The following is a 17,595-nucleotide window of genomic DNA, read 5'->3' as shown; positions in this document are numbered from 1 at the left end:
TCTTAATGACTACGCGCGCTGAACCGGGTTGCGGGCAATATCCAGCACCGCCTCGGTGAAGGCGTTGCACGCCGCCTGGCAGGCGGCCTGGCTGCCGGTCAGGAAGGCCGCAGAGTAGTTGGTTTCCGACGGCGGCGGCACGTAGGTGGCAAGCTCCACGTCCGCCGCCTTCAGCGCGGCGTCGATGCCGAAAGTGGCCTCCAGCGGCGGGGCCACCAGATAGGCGATCGGATCGCCGGGGCGGATCTTGTCTCCGGCAGAGAGATAAGAGCCGGTGCGGGAGACGAGGTGCGACAAAAAGGCGGTGTCCTCTTTATCGTTGGCCCAGCGGAACGCCGCACCGGACTCAATATTGGCGACCATCGCGTCCAGCCCGGCGCGCACTTCCGCCGGGTTCGGCCCGCCGAGGATGATCATCACTTCGCCGGACGTCGGCGACGGGGAATGGGCCGCCCCGGCGTACAGCGAACGCCCGTACACCACCTCTACCAGCGCCTGTTTGGTGGCCTCATCGGCGGCGATGTAGGCCACGTCGTCAGAGTCGGCGGTGATGAGACCCAGGCTGCGGATATGCTCAGGCAGGTTCAGCTCGCGGCAGAAATCCCGGTGGGCGTTGGCGATCAGGCGCATGGCGGTGACGCTCGGTCGGATAAGATCTAATGCAGGCATGTTCAGTTCCCCGTTAGCGGTTCATGTTGATGCCGGACGCCTTCTGCTCCAGCATACGTTTGGCCAGGTCGACGATCACCGCCGCCGCTTCCACCGGCGGCGTACCGGCGCGGTGGATGTTCGAGATGCAGGTGCGGTCGGCTTCCACGGTCTTTGCTACCGTCGGGGCATACACCGCATAGCAGGAGAGGCTCTCGGACTGCCCCAGCCCGGGACGCTCGCCCACCAGCAGCACCACCACTTTCGCCCCCAGCGTTTCGCCTATCTGATCCTCAATCTTGACGCGCCCGTAGCGGACGAACATCGGCGTGCCGACCTTGAGGCCGGCCTGCTCCAGGCCCTTCATCAGCGGCGGCAGGATCTCGTCATAGTTGGCGGTGACCGCATCCGTGGAGAGGCCGTCGGAGACCACCACCTGCACGTCAGGCGCCTGAACGCACTGGCTTTTCAGCTGCTCGACGGACGCCGGGCTCAGAATGCGCCCCATATCCGGGCGGGTCAGATACTGATTCTTGTCGGTAATCTCAGACTGCAGCGCCAGCAGCCCCTTGCTTGCCACCCACTCAGCCGGGACCTCCTTCAGCACCGTATCCTTGGAGCGGGAGTGGTCCGCCAGAAAGCGCAGCAGGCTCTGGGTGCGCGGCCGCACCCCGGCGCGGCCGGAGCAGACCCGGGAGGCAGTGCTGTTGCGCAGCTCCTGCAGCACCTCGGCCCGGTGCGGGTTCTCGATGCCGATCCACTGCTTCGCCTCCGGCGAGCCGAGATCCAGCGCAACGGACTCCACGCTGGCGGAGGGCTGAACCGCAGGAGCCGACGCATCCTCAGGAGTCCCGCTGATGCCCATCTGCGCCATCACGCTGCGGACGATATCGTTAATTTGTTTTTGATCCATGGTGGTTTCCCTCAACAATCAGAAGAACAGCGACGGATCGCCGGCACGCTGAGTCAGACGCCCGTTTTCCATCAGGCCCATTTTTTCCAGCCAGGCTTCAAACTCCGGCGCCGGACGCAGGTTAAGCAGCTGACGCACGGTCGCCGTATCGTGGAATGCGGTGGTCTGGTAGTTCAGCATGATGTCATCGCCAAGCGGCATACCCATGATGTAGTTGCAACCCGCCGTGGCGAGCAGAATCATCAGGTTTTCGTTAAGGTTCTGGTCGGCATCGGCGTGATTGGTATAGCAGCAGTCGCAGCCCATCGAGATACCGCTGAGCTTGCCCATAAAGTGGTCCTCCAGCCCGGCGCGAATAATCTGCTTGTCGTTATAGAGATATTCCGGCCCGATGAAGCCCACCACGGTATTCACGAGGAAAGGATCGTAGTGCCTTGCCAGACCGTAGTTACGCGCCTCCATCGTCACCTGATCGGCACCGTAATGCGCCCCCGCAGAGAGGGCTGACCCCTGCCCGGTTTCAAAATAGAGGCAGTTCGGGCCCGCGATGCGGTTATACTGCGCCCCGACGTGGCGGGCTTCATCCAGCATCTCCAGCTCAACGCCAAATTCACGCAGGCCTTTCTCACTGCCGCAGATGCTCTGGAAGATCAGGCCTCCCGGCGCGCCGCGCCTGATGGCCTCCATCTGCGTCGTCACGTGTGACAGCACGCAGCCCTGGGTCGGAATAGCGAATTTATCGATAATGCCGTACACGGTATCCAGAACGCGGCTAAGGTTATCCACATCATCCGTCACCGGGTTGACGCCGATAACCGCGTCGCCGACGCCATAGGAGAGCCCCTCATAAATCTGCGCGCTGATACTCTGCACGTCATCGCGGGTATCGTTAGGCTGCAGGCGTGCGCAGAAGTGCCCCGGCAGGCCGATGGTGGTATTCGCGTATTTGACGACCGGGCTCTTTTTCGCGCCGTAAATCAGATCGGCGTTGGAGCAAATCTTTGCCACCCCGGCAATAACCTCGGAGGTCAGCCCTTTGCGCAGCAGGTTGATGTCGTCCAGCGAAGTGGTATCGCTCAGCACGTGTTCGCGCAGTTCGCCGATGCTCCAGTTCTTGATGCGGCTGTATTCCGCCTCATTAATATCGTCCTGGATAAGGCGCGTAACGCAGTCCTCTTCGTAAGGCACAACCGGATTGTTGCGAATATCCGCGATGGTCAGGTTAGCCAGCACCTGCTTGGCCGCGACGCGCTCCTGGGACGTCGCGGCGGCAACGCCCGCCAGGATGTCTCCGGAGCGCAGCTCGTTCGCCTTAGCGAGAACGTCCTTAACGTCGCGGAATTGATAGGTCTGACCAAAGAGCGTGGTTTTTAATTTCATATAACGTTCCCTCAGGAAGGAAAGGCGAGTGATTTAACCGTCACCGGGACGACGGCGCCGCCGAACAGCGGCGTGCCAATATCGATATAGTCGCCCGTGTGGGTGATAACTTCGTCGATAACTGCCAGCTCGCGGCCCGCCATCAGCGGCCGCAGCAGCATGCCCAGCGCTTTGCCGAAATCCTGACTGGCGATCACCAGCAGCGGCAGCGGGTTCGGATGCGCCTGGCTAAACTGCGCCAGCGCATCAATGCAGCGCTGGACGGAGGCATAGCTGGTCGGCAGCGACTCCGGCAGCGCCAGGGCGTAGAGATCGCGCTCAGGGTGGAGATCCATCTGGGTCAGCGCCCGCCGCCAGGTGCTGACCAGATCGTCCTCACGGCTCCCCCCAAGCGCGGGGTGAACTACCGGAATATTGCGCACCGGCAGCGAAATACGGTCCAGCCAGATGGTGCTGCCCGACAGCGACAGGGTGTGCGCCCCGGCGCCGATGACGGTGGCGCGCACCGTCTGGGCCGGCGTCCGCATCGGCAGAGCGCTGAATTGCGGATTGCGGCGAATAGCCTGAGCCAGCAGCGGCCCGATATCGCCAAATGAGAAGTCGCCGCCCGGCTGCGGGTGGCTGTAGCACTCCCCCACACCGCCCGAGAGCGTCACCGCGTAGCAGGTTCCGGGCGCGGGCAGCGGGTCGGTCATCAGCAGCGCGCGGCCCAGCGGGGAGAGATGGCCGTCAATCACCTCGTACAGCAGGCCGCTCATGCGCTCGGCCACGGTGTTGAGCTGCGCCGGCGTCAGCGACATCGGATCCACCTGCTCGCCGAAGCAGTCGCGGGCAATCAGCCGTCCGGGCGCGTGCACGTAGCTGACCCGACCCTGGCCGTCGGTTTCAAACAGCCGCCCCCCGACGTTAAGACAGGCAGAACCCGCCACCTGCCCGGCGTCGAACAGGGCGTAGTTGGCGGTGCCGCCGCCGATGTCCACGTTCAGCACCCGCCCCAGGGTCTGCGCCGACAGGCTCTGCGCCCCGGAGCCAAAGCCCGCGATCACCGACTCCAGGTGCGGCCCGGCGGTGGCCACCACAAAGTCGCCCAGCTGCTGCGACAGGGCCATCACCGCCGGGCGGGCGTTGCGGGTTTTCGCCGTTTCGCCGGTGATGATGATCGCCCCGGAGTCAATCGACGCAGGTTCAATACCGGCGTCACGATACTGCGCCAGCACCAGCGCCAGCAGCTCCTCCTCGCGCAGGTGGCCGTCTTTATCCACCGGCGTGAACAGCACCGGGCTCTGCCAGATAATTTTGCGCTCCACGAACTCATAGCGCGGCACCTGCGACACCGCCGCGCGGTTCACCAGCGCGAGTCGGGAAAAGATCACCTGGGTCGTGGTGGTGCCAACGTCGATGCCGACGCTCAAGAGTTCGAGAGTTTTCATGCGTGACTTTCCTCCGTTTCCGCCGCAGGAGCGGCCGCAGCCTCTTCCTCAGCGATATTTTTCGGCATCATCACGATAGCCACGGCAATCGCCGTCGCCCCGCCCACCAGCTTGCCGACGATCATCGGGAAAATCATCGGCGCCATGTTGGCCGCCACGAACCCGAGGTGATCCCCGAGCGCAAAGGCCGCCGAAACGGAGAAGGCGCAGTTGATCACCTTCCCGCGGGCATCCATGTTCTTCATCATGCCGAACATCGGGATATTGTTCGCCAGGGTGGCGATCATGCCGCCGGCGGCGATGTTGTTGATGTTCAGCAGGCTGCCCACTTTCACGAATGATTTTTCAAACCAGCGGGTCAGCAGCAGCACCATCGGGTAGGCGCCGAGCAGCACGCAGGAGATGGAGCCGATCACTTCGATGACGCGCATCACCTCGCCCGGCACGTCGCCTGCGGTCATAAAGATGGGATCCATGCCCGGGATCAGCTCCCAGCCCACCACAAATTTCGCCACCGCCGCCGCGAGGCCAATCGTGATGATCCCTACCAGTATTTTGGCGAAGATCTGGAAGCCGTTGATCATTTTTTCCGGAATAAGCTTCAGGCCGAGGCACACCAGCGCCGCGACGATCAGCACCGGGATCATATTAATCAGCAGCATGGTCATGCTGAAATCGACCGCCTGACCGTTGTACTCCACGCCGGAGAACTTGGCGACGATGCCGCCGGCGATGCAGCCGACGGGAATGGTAACAATCCCCGCCAGTACCCCCAGCGCGAGGAAGCGGCGGTCTTTTTTGTCGATGATGCCGAGCGCCACCGGAATGGAGAAGACGATGGTAGCCCCCATCATCGAGGCCAGCATCACCCCGGAGTAGAGCCAGGCCGCCGTATCGCCGCCCGCCAGCTCTTTGGCGAGGAAGAAGCCGCCCATATCAATCGCCAGGATGCTGCCCGCAAACACCGACGGGTTGGCCCCCAGCATTTCATACAGCGGGATGATCACCGGTCCGAGCAGGGCGGCAATCACCGGCGCCAGGGCGGTCATTCCGACCATCGCCAGACCCAGCGCCCCCATCGCCATAAAGCCCTCTTCAAACTGCTCTCCGGAGCCGGCAATGCCTTTGCCGACTTTGCCGAGCCCGATTTTGCCGAGGATCGCCTCCGAACCGCCAAACTGGTTAAAGATGCGGTCTACGGCTGCAATCAACATAAAACACATCATGATGTACATGATGATTTCATTAATGCCCATTCCCTACTCCTTACGCGCCTGTGGTACAGGCCTGTCCAATGGTTAGCTCAGGCAGTTTCGTAAATCGCCGCAATCTGAGCCGCGGTGACCGCTCGCGGGTTGGTTTTGATGCAGATATCCTCCAGCGCTGCAGTGGCAAAACCGGCATAATCCTCGCGCTTCCCGCCCAGTGACGGCAGGGGTTGCGCAAGCTCCACGTCGCTAATCAGCTGTTCGACGGCCGCAATGGCCTCCGTGTCGGTCACCTGACGCTGGGTCAGAGCATGACCAATTTCTCTGTACGCCTGCTTGCAGACCAGGCGGTTAAAGCGCATTACCGATGGCAGCAGAAGGGCGTTGGCCCAGCCGTGCGCAATGCGGTAGGCGGCGCCAATCTGGTGGGCCATGGCGTGACACAGCCCCAGCCCGGCGTTGGAAAACGCCATCCCCGCCATGTACGAGGCGAGCATCATCTCTTCCCGCGCCTTAATGTCGTGTCCCTGCCCCACGGCAACCGGCAGCGCGCGGCCTATCATGGTGATGGCGCGCAGCGCCAGGGCCTGGGTTAGCGGCGTGACGTTGCTGGCCACGTAGGCCTCTATAGCGTGGGTGAGCGCGTCGATGCCGGTCATGGCCGTCACCTGCGGCGGCACGCCGAGCGTCAGGCAGGCGTCGATAATCGCCAGATCCGGCAGCAGCTGAGCGTGCGTCAGTACGTGCTTGATGTGGTCCTGCGCTTCGATGATCACCGATACGCTGGTCGCCTCGGAGCCGGTGCCCGCAGTAGTCGGAATAGCAATGAACGGCAGCCGGGGCGCCAGCGCCGCGCCGGGGCACAGCGCCGTCAGCGGCAGATCCGGATTGGCGGCGAGCACGGCCACCGCCTTGGCGGCGTCCAGCACCGAGCCGCCGCCGAGGGCGATAATGCCGTCGCACTGCACTTTGTGCAGATGCGCCACGGTAGTGAAAACCGCCTCGTCCGTCGGCTCGCCCGGCGGGCAGGGCCAGACGTCAAAACCGATGTTGCAGCGGGCCAGATTGCGCTCCAGCACGTCGGTCAGGCCCGACTGCATCAGGGCGCCGTCAACCATGACAAAGACGCGTTTGATCCCGCGCTCAGCCAGCACGTCGCCGCTGCGGCCGATGGCCCCCGGGCCGATAAGGGTGGTGGGCGGAACGGAAAACTCGCGCACCCGGCTGGCGTTCATGGCGTCGAGCGCCTGAAATATCGCCGCCTGCATCATCTCTGCGGAAAAGGCGTTATCCGGCACGGCGCACCTCCGGCTCAATGCCGCAGACGGCGATCGCCAGCGGGGTCATAAAAATCGCGTGCTGAGGCAAAATCACCTCAAGATGCGGAAAGCGCGCCTGAAATAGCGGCTTTACGCCGGGCTGCATGCAGGAGCCGCCCGCCAGCCAGAGTTCGTTCACCGGCTCGCCGGCGATATGCTCTTCAACGATGTCCGCCATTTTTTCGTACACCGGGCGGATCGCCGGCCAGATGCTCTCTCCGCGCTCGCGCTTCATCTGCTCGGCCTCTTCCAGCGGAATGCGCTGGTTCCCCGCCAGGGTCAGGGAGATATGGTGTCCGCCGGTGGCCTCATCGCCGGAGCGGACAATGTCGCCCTGCTGCACAATGGCGATGCCGGTGGTGCCGCCGCCGATATCCACCACCGCAGCCTTGTCGAGAGCCATCATGTCCGCCACCGCCGACGGCTCGTCCAGCACCCGGGAGACGGTCAGCCCGGCGGCCTCCAGCACGTTAACCGAGATGCGCGGATCGGTGCCGGGCGGGAAGGAGGTGGCGGCCACGTCAAAGCGGAACCCGAACTGCAGCTCCAGCGCGTCGAGGTGCCGCCTGACGATAGTCACCGCCCCGAAGAAGTCCCACACCACGCCGTCGCGCACCACGTCCGCCCAGTCAAGGCAGACGGCCACCGGCTCGCCGGCGGCGTTGACCACCATCGACACCACGTCGCAGGTGCCGAGATCGATACCCAGCCACAGAGGCGCGTCCCGATTGTCCGCAGGCCGCGGCTGATTGCAGCGTTCCGCCGCGCGCTCAAGGCGCGAAGCCAGCCATGCCTGATTGCGTTGCTCCATGGAATCCTCCGGTTAACGATTCACTTCTGAAGCGGCGCCCGGCGGGCGCCGCTGGCTTCTCTGCTGCGGCCTACACAATGCGGAAGGCGTCCACCAGCGTGCAGCGGCGCAGGCGCACGAAGGTGCGCGCGCAGGTCACGCCCTCGCCGGTCGGGGTGGTGATGGTCATGGTGGTCCAGCCCTCCCCCCCCAGCCCTAACCCGGCGATGCAGGGGCCGTTTTTCACAAAAATGCTGGTATCAATGGCGTTGGCCATGCGGTTCATGTTGTGCACGCTGTTGGAGTGCATGGCGGCGGTGTGGTGGCAGCCGCCCTCCAGGGTCACCGCCAGCGCGATGGCCTGGTCTACATCCTTCACGCGAACCACGGGCAGCACCGGCATCATCAGCTCAGTGACGGCAAACGGATGCCGGCAGTCGGTTTCCGCGATGAGCAGCCGGGTCTGCGCCGGGACGTTCAGGCCGATGGCGGCGGCGATTCTGGCGGCGTCGCGGCCCACCCAGTCGCGGCTGACGGTGCCGTGGCCGTTGTCATCAATATTCTTCAGCAGCAGCGGCAGCAGCTTCGCCGTCTGCTCGCGGGTCAGCAGCACGGCGTCGCGGCGCTGCATTTCGGCGATGAGGTCGTCGGCAATGGCCTCCACGGCAATCAGCACCTTCTCGTCGGCGCAGATAATGTTGTTATCAAACGACGCGCCGTGGACGATGGACGCCGCCGCCTTCGCAATGTCGGCGGTTTCATCGACCACCACCGGCGGGTTGCCGGCCCCGGCTGCGATGAGGCGCTTGTTAGTATGCTTGCGGGCCGACGCCACCACCGCATCGCCGCCGGTGACTACCAGCAGGCCAATGCCGGCGTATTGAAACAGGCGCTGCGCGGTCTCGATGTTCGGTTCTGCGACGGTCACCAGCAGATTGTTGGGGCCGCCGGCGGCGACTATCGCCTTGTTGAGCAGCGTAATGGCCAGATGGGAGACCTTTTTCGCCGCCGGGTGCGGGGCGAAGACCACGCTGTTGCCCCCGGCGATCATGCTGATGGCGTTATTGATCACCGTCGCGGCGGGGTTGGTGGAGGGAGTAACCGAGGCGATGACGCCCCAGGGCGCATTCTCAATCAGCGTCAGGCCGCGATCGCCGGTCAGCACTTCCGGGCGCAGGCACTCGACGCCGGGCGTCCCTTTTGCTTGGGCGATATTTTTCGCGACTTTATCTTCCACGCGGCCCATGCCGGTCTCTTCGACGGCCAGCTCGGCCAGCTCGCGGGCGTGCTGCACGCCCGCCTGGCGAATCGCCTCAATGCAGCACTTGCGCATCTCAACGGTTTTCAGCGCGCCGTGGGCGGCGCTGGCCGCCGCCACGGCATCGTCCAGCGAGGCAAACACGCCGAAGCCGTTATCCTGCCCCGCCGCCTGCTTCGGCGCGGCGGGCGCGTCCGTCGTCATGCTGGCGATCACCGCCCTGACGACATTCTCAATCTCTTTCTGATCCATGTTCATCCCTACCTCTTTCTGCGGCCCGCGGCGGCAGACTATTTATGAAAAATCACCTGACTTCCCATAACCGCCTCATCCACGATGCCGATGACGCTGAGATCGACCGGCGAGGTCTCCCGATGCTGGGCGCGGCGCGCCGAGCTGCCGCTGACGATCAGCACCCACTCGCCGTTGCCGGCGCCGATACTGTCGGTCGCCACCGCCACCTCGCCGTTAGGTCGCCCCTCCCGGTCAATCATCTCCACCAGCAGCAGCTTGTCGGACTCCAGTCCGGGGTGACGCACGGTGCACACGATTTGTCCGATAACCACAGCAAGCTTCATGCTCCCCCCTCTTTTTGCGTGGCCGGAACGGCGTTCGCGGCAGATTTCAGGTAAAACGCTCCCCTGCCGCCAGGGCGGCGGCCAAAAATGCGGGAGAGCTTAAAAACGGCGTGGCGTCAGACGCGCGCCACGCTAGCGGCGATTAATCGATGGACTTATCGCCGGACATTTTGATGGGAAAGACCTCTTCCAGATCGCCGTGCGGGCGCGGGATAACGTGCACCGATACCAGCTCGCCGATGCGCTGGGCCGCTGCGGCACCGGCATCGGTAGCCGCCTTACAGGCCGCCACATCGCCGCGCACCATCGCGGTGACCAGGCCGCCGCCGATCTGCTTGACGCCGACCAGCTTCACGCGGGCCGCTTTGACCATCGCATCAGATGCTTCAATTAAGGCAACCAGACCCTTTGTCTCGATCAGTCCTAATGCTTCCATGATATTTTCCTCTCATTGAGATCCCATCAGGGACCGGTTTACATAACGTTTTCTGCCGCCGGGCGGGATACCGCGTCGCCGGCCTGACCTGTCTGCGTCTGCGCCACCAGCACCAGCTCGATAATGTCCCGGGCCGAGCAGCCGCGGGAGAGATCGTGCATCGGGGCGTTCAGACCCTGAATGATCGGCCCGAGCGCGCGGTAGCCGCCGAGGCGCTGGGCGATTTTGTAGCCGATATTCCCCGCCTCCAGGGAGGGAAATATCATGATGTTTGCCTGCCCCTTCAGCTCGCTGTTGGGGGCCTTCTGCGCCGCCACGGACGGCACGAAGGCGGCGTCAAACTGCAGCTCGCCGTCCGCCATCAGCGAGGGCGCGCGGGCGTGGATCATCTCTACCGCCTGCTGTACCGCCGCCACGTTGGGGTGCTTCGCGCTGCCCGCCGTGGAGAACGAAAGCATCGCTACCCGGGCGGTCTGGCCGGTAATGGCGGTAAAGGTCTCCGCGCTGCTGAGCGCGATATCCGCCAGCTGCACCGGAGTCGGCTGCGGCACCACGCTGCAGTCGGCAAAGCCGAGAATGTTGTCGCTGCCGTCGGGCGGCAGCATGATGAACAGGGAAGAGAGCGTTTTTACCCCCGGCTTAAGGCCAATCACCTTCAGTCCGGCCCGCAGCACATCGGCGGTAGAAGAGATATTGCCCCCAATGCATAAATCCGCTTTTCCGGCCGCTACCATGCCGGCGGCAAACCACAGCGGCTTACGCATCAGCCGATCCGGCTCCGGCGGCGTTTTTTCGCCAAGACGCGCCGTCATGCAGGCGGCGAACTCGGCCCGCCACTGGCGGGCGCTTTCAGGATCGAGCGTCGCCAGCCCGTCGATAATCACCCCGGTGCGCAGCGCAAGATCGCGCAGGGCGAAGGGGTTGGCGAGCAGCACCGGCTCCGCGAGGCCGTTCTGCTTTAAGTAGCGGGCGGCGTCGATTGCCCGCGGATCCAGCGCGTCCGGCAGCACCACGCGCGGCGGCTTCTTCTGCGCCAGCTGGCGGCATCGTTCAATGAGCATGGGCCCCTCCCCCGCTGAGCGCCTGCTTCAGCGCCTGGCCGGTCATCACGCCGCCTTCGCGCACCGCCATTACCATCAGGACATAGACCGCGCTGGAGAGGCGGTTCAGGGCCTGCATGATGTCCGGGCGGGTCACCTGAAAGCCGGCGTCGATATAGATGCGGGCGGCGGCAATCTCCGCCTCGCGAATTTTGCTGCGCAGCAGATTGAGCATCGCCGCGCTCCGCCCGTGGCTGACGTCCGGCACAATGTGGTCGTGGCCGAGGTACTTCAGCGGCTGGTGGGAGAGCCGGTGCAGTTCGTCGGCGGTCAACTCGCCGATGCGCTGCTCCGCCATCGGCTCGCCGAGGGCGTCCGCGCGCATAATATTGCCCAGCACCGAGCGGATATCCGCCAGCCAGCCCCTGAGCGGCGTCTGAGCAAATTCGATCTGCAGCCAGACCGCCTCAGCAATGGTGGCGTCCAGCGCGGCGCGAAACGCCAGCCGCGGATCGTTTTTCGCCACCATGACGTGGGCGTTGAGGTGCGTCAGCGTGTCGGGCTTGACGGCCACCGGCTGGTGGCACAGCTCGCAGCCGGCGGTTTCCGCTTTATCCCGGCTGGTCAGGCCGTGTACGGCGCGCAGATCCGGCGTCGCCTTATCCGCGCTGCCGGTCTCCACAAACAGGCGCCCCTGCCTGTCCTGAAATTTCACCTGCAGATGGCGGCCTTCAATCAGCTCGCGGGCGGAGGGCGTCATCCGGCTGTCGGCGGGCAGGTGAATTTCGCTGCCCTCGCTCAGCGTAAAGTTGTCCCGCAGCCAGTCTTCGGTGATAAAAGTCATGGCGTCTCTCCTCAGCACGTCTGCCAGTTGGCGGGCCAGGCGACGTAGAGGAAGCGAACCGTGGTCGGGGTGCCAAACTCGATGGCGGAGCCTTTGGGAATGAACATCACGTCCCCGGCTTTGGCGATCATCGTCTCGCCCTCGTGGCGCACGTGCAGCTCGCCGTCGAGTACCAGATCCACTTCGTCGTAGTTGAGCGTCCACGGAAAAAACGCCTTTTCCCACTGCATAAACCCGGCGGCCATGCTGCTGTTGTCCTGAGCGGTGATAAGATCCGCAATGCCCACCCGGTAAGGCGCGGCGCCGTCAAAATTGCCAAATTTTACCGAGCTGCCGTCAACGACTTTGATGCCGCCTTTGCCGGTGACGCTGCGAAAGCTCTGGGCGTCCGGCGCAGCGTCGGCGGGCTTCTGCGCCCTGGCCTCCTGCTCCTGAACCACCTTATCCACCAGCTGCGCAATCAGGCTTTCGGTAACGCTGCCCTCCGGCAGCCGGGCGAGAATGCACTCGCGAATTTTTTGCCGTTCGGCGGAGGAGACCGGCGCTTCCGCCGGAGAGCCTGGCGGTGCCTCGCTGGCCTCGCAAATCACAAAGCCCAGTTGTTCGGCCACCACGTAGGCTTCCGGCGTGACAATGCTTGCCTTCAGCACGACCTCAAGGCGGGTTTGCCCGGCGGCGTGCGCGTCGCGAATATCGTTGGCGGTGATCAATTTTTTCATCGGATATTCCTTTTACTGGCTGTCAAGTGAGGCCAAATACTGTTTCAGGGGCCGGACGTCATCCGCATTCAGGCTGTTAATGACAAATATCGGCTCAGCAAAATGATGTGAAGAGAGCAGCTCGCGGGCGGCGGGAATATCCGCATCGGCGGCGTCGGCTTTACTGATGACCGCAATCCGGCGCAGGAGGGGATATATCGTCAGCAGCCCGGCCGGAATTCTGCACTCGCGATTATTTGCCGCATGGACATAAATCAGCGCCGCGCAGTCGGCCAGGGTGCTAATCAGCGCATGGTACAGGCGGGGATGGCTGAAATATTCTCCCGGCGTATCGACGCAGCCCGTCTCATTAAACTCCACCGCCTGCGTTTTTCGCGCCGGCGCGAAGTTTCCATACAGCGCATTAAATAGCGTGGTTTTTCCGGCCCCGACGTCGCCGACAAAGACGATCCGCTTCATTCTGAGAACTCCCCCTAGCTGCGGGTAATTTCGCAAATGGCGTAGTGCAGCATCTGACTTAATCCGCGCACGGTCTGGGCCAGCGCCTCTTCCACCGCCCCCACCGAGCCGTAGACCACCAGCGCGCCGGTAAACCGATCGAGAAAACCAATCTCAACCCCGGCGGCCTTGGTGGCGAGATCGCCTGCGATCATCGCGGTTTCGCCGGGCGTCAGGGTCATAATGCCGATGGCCTCGGCGCCGGGAACGCCAATTTTTTTCGCCAGATCCTGGCCCGGATGCGCAATCATGTGCGCCAGAGTGACCTGCTTGCCGGGAACGAATTCCTGGATGATGCGCTCCTTCTCCATCGCCCTCTCCTTTTAAGAATTGTCTCTATGCTAGGCGCTCTTGGCGGCGGGAAATAACAAAAATCGGCAACAACCGCCGAATGTTGAACCAGATCACCTGGTTAAATAAATGTGAATTTACAGAGGGAAAATAACGGAGAGATAATAATCAGGAATGCTTAAGATTGAGGGACGGGTGACATCAAAAATAACAAGAGGGATTAATAGGTTTCAATCACCAAATAGTCCTCCACCGCCCGGAAGGCGGCCGAAAATAAAAAATTGGCGATAAGCAAACCGCTTTTTTAGTCAAAGTATATTCCTGGAAACCCGGCGGGCCTGCCGACCAGCCGGAATAATCAGAACGGGAACAGCACCGGGATCAGCACTACGCAGACCACCATCACCAGTACGGTGAACGGCACGCCAATTTTCACGAAGTCGCTGAAGGAATATTTCCCCGGCCCGAGCACCAGAGTATTCACCGGCGAAGAGACCGGCGTCATAAACGCCGCCGAGGCCGCCATCGCCACCATCATCGCAAACGGATAAGGCGAAACGCCCATTGATTTCGCCGCCGCCAGCGCAATCGGTGCCATCAGCACCGCCGTGGCGGTGTTGGAGATAAACAGGCCGATGGTGGCGCACATCACGAACAGGCAGATAAGCATCAGATAAGGGCCCTGACCGCCGCCGATATCCATCAGGCCGCGCACCACCAGGTCAACGCCGCCGGTTTTCTGCAGCGCCAGCGCAAACGGCATCATGCCGACGATCAGGATAATGCTCGGCCAGTGAATGGCCTTATAGGCGCTCTCGGCGTCAATGCAGCGGAACCGGCCCATTAGCAGGCAGGCGATAATCGCCGCAATCGGATTGGGAATTTCGTCGGTCAGCATCAGGGCGACCATCAGCACCAGGCAGAAGATGGCGTGCGGCGCCTGGCTGTGGGCCGGCGAGGCGTCGTTAACCTCTATCGGCATGTTGTGGACCACGAAGTCGCGCCCCTGCTGCGACAGGGCGGCGATCTGCTTCCAGTTGCCAACCACCAGCAGGATATCGCCGAGGGCGACCGACTCATCGACCACCGCCCCCTCCACCGCCAGCCCCTGGCGCTTGAGGCCGACCACGTTAAGGCCAAAGCGGGTGCGAAAGCCCATTTCGCGCACGGTTTTTCCCTCCAGCTCGGAGCCGGGGATCAGCGAAATCTCCGCCATGCCCACATCCAGCGCCCGATCGGAGAAGTACTCTCCGCGCAGCACCATCGGCTCCAGCATCTGCTCCGTACAGAACTCGCGCAGGTCAATGTCCGCCGCCGACATATCGATCAGCAGCACGTCGCGGGCGTGAAACTCGGAGACGCCGTTAACGTTGACGATCACCCGGCGAAAGCGGCGCCAGCGCTCGACGCCTATCACGTTGGCGCCGTAGCGCTCGCGCAGTTTGAGATCGTCCAGCCGCTGCCCCAACAGCGGCGAGCCGGGGCGGATCGCCAGCCGCCGCGCCCGGCCGTTGAGCCGATACTCTTTGATCAGATCGCGAAAGGTGCGCCGCTTGTCGTGCTTCTGCTCACCGTCGCTGCCCTTGAGCATAAAGCGCATCAGCAGCATATAGAGAATGCCGAGCAGCAGTACCACGAGGCCAATAGGCGTGACGCTGAAAAAGCTGAAGCCGTGCAGCCCTTCGCGGATAAGTTCGCTGTTAATTACCAGGTTAGGCGGCGTGGCGACGATGGTCATCATGCCGCTGATAAGCCCGGCGAAGCTGAGCGGCATCATCAGCCGCGACGGCGAGGTGTTCATCCGCATACAGACGCTGAGCACCACCGGAATAAAGATGGCCACCACGCCGGTGGAGCTCATAAACGCCCCCAGACCGGCGACGGTGAGCATCAGGAACACCAGCATCTTCACTTCGCTGTTGCCGGCCACCTTTACCAGCCAGGAGCCCATCTGCGTCGCCACGCCGGTGCGCACCAGGCCGTCGCCGATAATAAACAGCGCGGCAATCAGAATAACGTTGGGGTCGCTGAAGCCGGAAAGGGCCTCGCTGAGAGTCAGCGTACCGCTAAGCACAAACGCCACGATAATCAGCAGCGCCACCGCATCCATGCGAATTTTGCCGGTGGCAAAAAGCACCACTGCCGCCGCAAGCAGGCAGAGCACCCAAATCAGTTCACCGTTCACAACCTGTCCTTGTCTGCGTTGAGAGGTTAAAAAAGCCCCGCAGCGCGGGGCGAAGCATCAGGCTTTCAGGTCCACCTGTACCAGGCCGCCCGCGTCTTTATGGACCTCGATCTGCGTTAGCGAAGTCAGCACATAATCCGCCTCATCCAGCCGGGGAGCCTCCGCCGGCACGTTCACCGCAATCACCCGACAGCCTGCCGCCAGCCCGGAGAGCACGCCGGCGGCCGCATCTTCCACTACCGCACACTCCGCCGGCGCCAGCCCAAGACCTTTTGCCCCTAACAGATAGGCATCCGGCTCGGGCTTACCGCGCGCCACCTGCTCCGCCGTGACGAAGACTGCCGGCTGCGGCAGCCCCGCCGCCGCGTGGCGGGCGTGGGCCACCGGCACCGAGCCGGAGGTGACGATAGCCCAGGGGATCTGCTGCTCATCAAGGCGATTGAGCAGCGCCAGCGCCCCCGGCAGCGCGGTGATGCCGTCAATGTCTTCGGCCTCAATCTTCTCAAGCCAGGAAAACTCGGCCTGCAGCAGCGCGTCATCCGCATCCGGCAGAAAGTGGCGCAGGGAGGTAATGGCCTGCTTGCCGTGAATAAAATTAAGCACGTCGGCGTGGCTCAGGCCGTGGCGGTCCGCCCAGCGGCACCATGAACGCTCCACCACCGGCAGAGAGTTCACCAGCGTCCCGTCAAGATCGAATAAAAAACCCTTACAGCGCAAAGCGGCCTCCGTCAGGCATTGATGATTTGGTTGATTTCATTGCCGCTCAGATGGTACTGACGCGGGCAGGCGTGCCAGGCGCCGAGCATGCGCTGGTACTTCTCCCACATCGGCGTCTGGGCGTTGAAGCCGTGGGTTCCGGCATCGAAATGGGTATAGCGCCCTTCGGTGTTAACCATAAAGCGCACGTAGCCGAGATAGCGGGCCTCGGTGGCGGCATCGAAGCCGAGGAAGGTGACCCGGCGCTCGTCAATGGAGGTCCCGTCCTTGAGGTTGGTCCAGGAGACGTGCAGCGCGTGATACATCTCCATAATGTCGATAACGGTGCGGCAGGTCTCTTCCGTCAGCTCGCCGAAGTCGCGGTCCAGTTCGCGCATCTGCAGGCCGTAGCCGCGCTCAATAATCGTCTGCAGGCGACGATAGCGCTCGGCGTTATCGGGATCCAACATGGTCATCATCTTGTACTGATTCGACAAAATCAGACGCTGGGCGTTGGTCATTTCCATTTTTTCCACTCCTGTTCAGGGTTGCGCCGGGCATAAAAAAAGAGGCACATAAACTATGTGCCTTCTTTTATATGCGTTTTCGGGGGCGGATTACAAATCATCAAGGAAAGTTTTATCCAGTTGTTTGAAGGCGCGCTTAAGCGTGTCAGCCAGCGCCTGGTAATCCGGCTTCCCCTTCACCGGCGCCAGGGCCTGCCCGGCCTCCTCCAGCTTACCGCGCACGTCATAAAACCAGCTCAAAATGGTCGGCGGCAGCGGCGTTACCGAGCGCTTGCCAAGCCACCATAGCCCCTGCATCGGCAGGCTCAGCGCAAACAGTGCGGTGGCCACCGCCGGGCCAAGCTGGCCGCCGAGGGCGATTTGCCAGCAGAGCGTGAAGATGGCGACGGGCGGCATAAAGCGGATCGCGTAGCGGGTGGCGCGGATGGTGCGGTTTTCGACAAACACCGGCGCAAGGCGTTTGTCCAGCGGCCACGTCTTCGCATAGTGCTGCCCCCGGCGAAACAGGCTAAAAAAACGGACCGGGTGTTCGGGTGTCGACATGGCTTACCTCAACTTCTCAGATAAAAATTCAAAAAAATGTGCAAAACAGCAACTCTGTATGACAACGTTCAAAAGATTTTGGCAAGAAACAGACAATCAGGTATTCTGTGCCGCCTGGAATGGGCACAGATCCACCCACAAGATTTGTCTGATTATCGCATAATCCAGCACTGCTGGAAAATTGTGCAAAACTGGATGGTGAGCCATCCCTTTTTTCTATCATCATGCCCGCTAAAAGTCTCAGGCATGATGTTAATCATAAATGTCAGCGTCCCGATGCGCTACGCTCTGT

Annotated in this window: 19 protein-coding genes; all 19 read right to left on the bottom strand. The window is 62.5% G+C overall.

The genetic code is table 11. The features are described from left to right. Positions 1-9: 9 nt before the first annotated feature. Positions 10-669: an ethanolamine utilization microcompartment protein EutL gene (gene eutL / locus ENGE1_RS00500; protein ID WP_043082713.1), complete on the bottom strand. Its 660-nt coding sequence runs from the start codon at positions 667-669 to the stop codon at positions 10-12. A 13-nt stretch (positions 670-682) separates the two neighbouring features. Then, positions 683-1,561 carry an ethanolamine ammonia-lyase subunit EutC gene (gene eutC, locus ENGE1_RS00495; protein WP_043082712.1) on the bottom strand — a complete coding sequence of 293 codons (879 nt, stop codon included), beginning with the start codon at positions 1,559-1,561 and terminating at the stop codon, positions 683-685. Positions 1,562-1,579: 18 nt separating this feature from the next. Further along, complete coding sequence (locus ENGE1_RS00490) at positions 1,580-2,941, bottom strand: ethanolamine ammonia-lyase subunit EutB (protein ID WP_043082711.1); 1,362 nt, start codon at positions 2,939-2,941, stop codon at positions 1,580-1,582. 11 nt (positions 2,942-2,952) lie between these two features. After that, entirely contained in the window at positions 2,953-4,371 is a 1,419-nt protein-coding gene (gene eutA / locus ENGE1_RS00485) for an ethanolamine ammonia-lyase reactivating factor EutA (protein WP_043082710.1), read from the bottom strand. Next, positions 4,368-5,627: an ethanolamine utilization protein EutH gene (eutH, locus tag ENGE1_RS00480; protein ID WP_064360427.1), complete on the bottom strand. Its 1,260-nt coding sequence runs from the start codon at positions 5,625-5,627 to the stop codon at positions 4,368-4,370. The genes eutA and eutH overlap by 4 nt, the downstream gene beginning before the upstream one ends. A gap of 47 nt (positions 5,628-5,674) precedes the next feature. After that, positions 5,675-6,850, bottom strand: coding sequence for an iron-containing alcohol dehydrogenase (locus ENGE1_RS00475; RefSeq protein WP_043086461.1), 1,176 nt, complete (start codon positions 6,848-6,850; stop codon positions 5,675-5,677). 16 nt (positions 6,851-6,866) lie between these two features. Beyond that, entirely contained in the window at positions 6,867-7,709 is an 843-nt protein-coding gene (gene eutJ / locus ENGE1_RS00470) for an ethanolamine utilization protein EutJ (protein ID WP_048254188.1), read from the bottom strand. Positions 7,710-7,779: 70 nt separating this feature from the next. Continuing rightward, positions 7,780-9,198, bottom strand: coding sequence for an aldehyde dehydrogenase family protein (locus ENGE1_RS00465; protein WP_048254202.1), 1,419 nt, complete (start codon positions 9,196-9,198; stop codon positions 7,780-7,782). Between the two features lie 38 nt (positions 9,199-9,236). Continuing rightward, positions 9,237-9,524, bottom strand: a complete 288-nt coding sequence (gene eutN / locus ENGE1_RS00460) for an ethanolamine utilization microcompartment protein EutN (RefSeq protein ID WP_048254186.1) — start codon at positions 9,522-9,524, stop codon at positions 9,237-9,239. 142 nt (positions 9,525-9,666) lie between these two features. After that, positions 9,667-9,960 carry an ethanolamine utilization microcompartment protein EutM gene (gene eutM / locus ENGE1_RS00455; protein ID WP_004236103.1) on the bottom strand — a complete coding sequence of 98 codons (294 nt, stop codon included), beginning with the start codon at positions 9,958-9,960 and terminating at the stop codon, positions 9,667-9,669. Positions 9,961-9,998: 38 nt separating this feature from the next. Next, the gene (locus ENGE1_RS00450) at positions 9,999-11,021 is read right to left on the bottom strand and encodes a phosphate acetyltransferase (protein WP_048254185.1); all 1,023 of its coding nucleotides are present in this window, start codon (positions 11,019-11,021) and stop codon (positions 9,999-10,001) included. Beyond that, complete coding sequence (eutT, locus tag ENGE1_RS00445) at positions 11,011-11,844, bottom strand: ethanolamine utilization cob(I)yrinic acid a,c-diamide adenosyltransferase EutT (RefSeq protein ID WP_048254183.1); 834 nt, start codon at positions 11,842-11,844, stop codon at positions 11,011-11,013. The genes ENGE1_RS00450 and eutT overlap by 11 nt, the downstream gene beginning before the upstream one ends. A gap of 11 nt (positions 11,845-11,855) precedes the next feature. Further along, positions 11,856-12,563 (bottom strand): ethanolamine utilization acetate kinase EutQ, encoded by a 708-nt coding sequence (eutQ, locus tag ENGE1_RS00440; protein ID WP_048254181.1) that lies wholly within the window; start codon positions 12,561-12,563, stop codon positions 11,856-11,858. Positions 12,564-12,575: 12 nt separating this feature from the next. Beyond that, positions 12,576-13,022: a EutP/PduV family microcompartment system protein gene (eutP, locus tag ENGE1_RS00435; protein WP_048254180.1), complete on the bottom strand. Its 447-nt coding sequence runs from the start codon at positions 13,020-13,022 to the stop codon at positions 12,576-12,578. A gap of 14 nt (positions 13,023-13,036) precedes the next feature. Further along, positions 13,037-13,372 (bottom strand): ethanolamine utilization microcompartment protein EutS, encoded by a 336-nt coding sequence (gene eutS / locus ENGE1_RS00430; RefSeq protein ID WP_048254178.1) that lies wholly within the window; start codon positions 13,370-13,372, stop codon positions 13,037-13,039. A gap of 338 nt (positions 13,373-13,710) precedes the next feature. Next, positions 13,711-15,537 carry an SLC13 family permease gene (locus tag ENGE1_RS00425; protein WP_048254177.1) on the bottom strand — a complete coding sequence of 609 codons (1,827 nt, stop codon included), beginning with the start codon at positions 15,535-15,537 and terminating at the stop codon, positions 13,711-13,713. A gap of 57 nt (positions 15,538-15,594) precedes the next feature. Then, a complete protein-coding gene (locus ENGE1_RS00420; protein WP_048254175.1) occupies positions 15,595-16,254 on the bottom strand; it encodes a sugar phosphatase in 660 nt (219 codons plus the stop codon). Positions 16,255-16,265: 11 nt separating this feature from the next. Then, positions 16,266-16,760: a YfbU family protein gene (locus ENGE1_RS00415; RefSeq protein WP_043082699.1), complete on the bottom strand. Its 495-nt coding sequence runs from the start codon at positions 16,758-16,760 to the stop codon at positions 16,266-16,268. Positions 16,761-16,850: 90 nt separating this feature from the next. Further along, positions 16,851-17,303, bottom strand: coding sequence for a terminus macrodomain insulation protein YfbV (yfbV, locus tag ENGE1_RS00410; protein WP_043082698.1), 453 nt, complete (start codon positions 17,301-17,303; stop codon positions 16,851-16,853). Positions 17,304-17,595 lie beyond the last annotated feature (292 nt).

The sequence above is a fragment of the Pluralibacter gergoviae ATCC 33028 = NBRC 105706 genome (genome assembly GCF_001598855.1).
Lineage (GTDB): Bacteria > Pseudomonadota > Gammaproteobacteria > Enterobacterales > Enterobacteriaceae > Pluralibacter > Pluralibacter gergoviae.
This window is presented reverse-complemented; position numbering and strand designations above follow the sequence as displayed.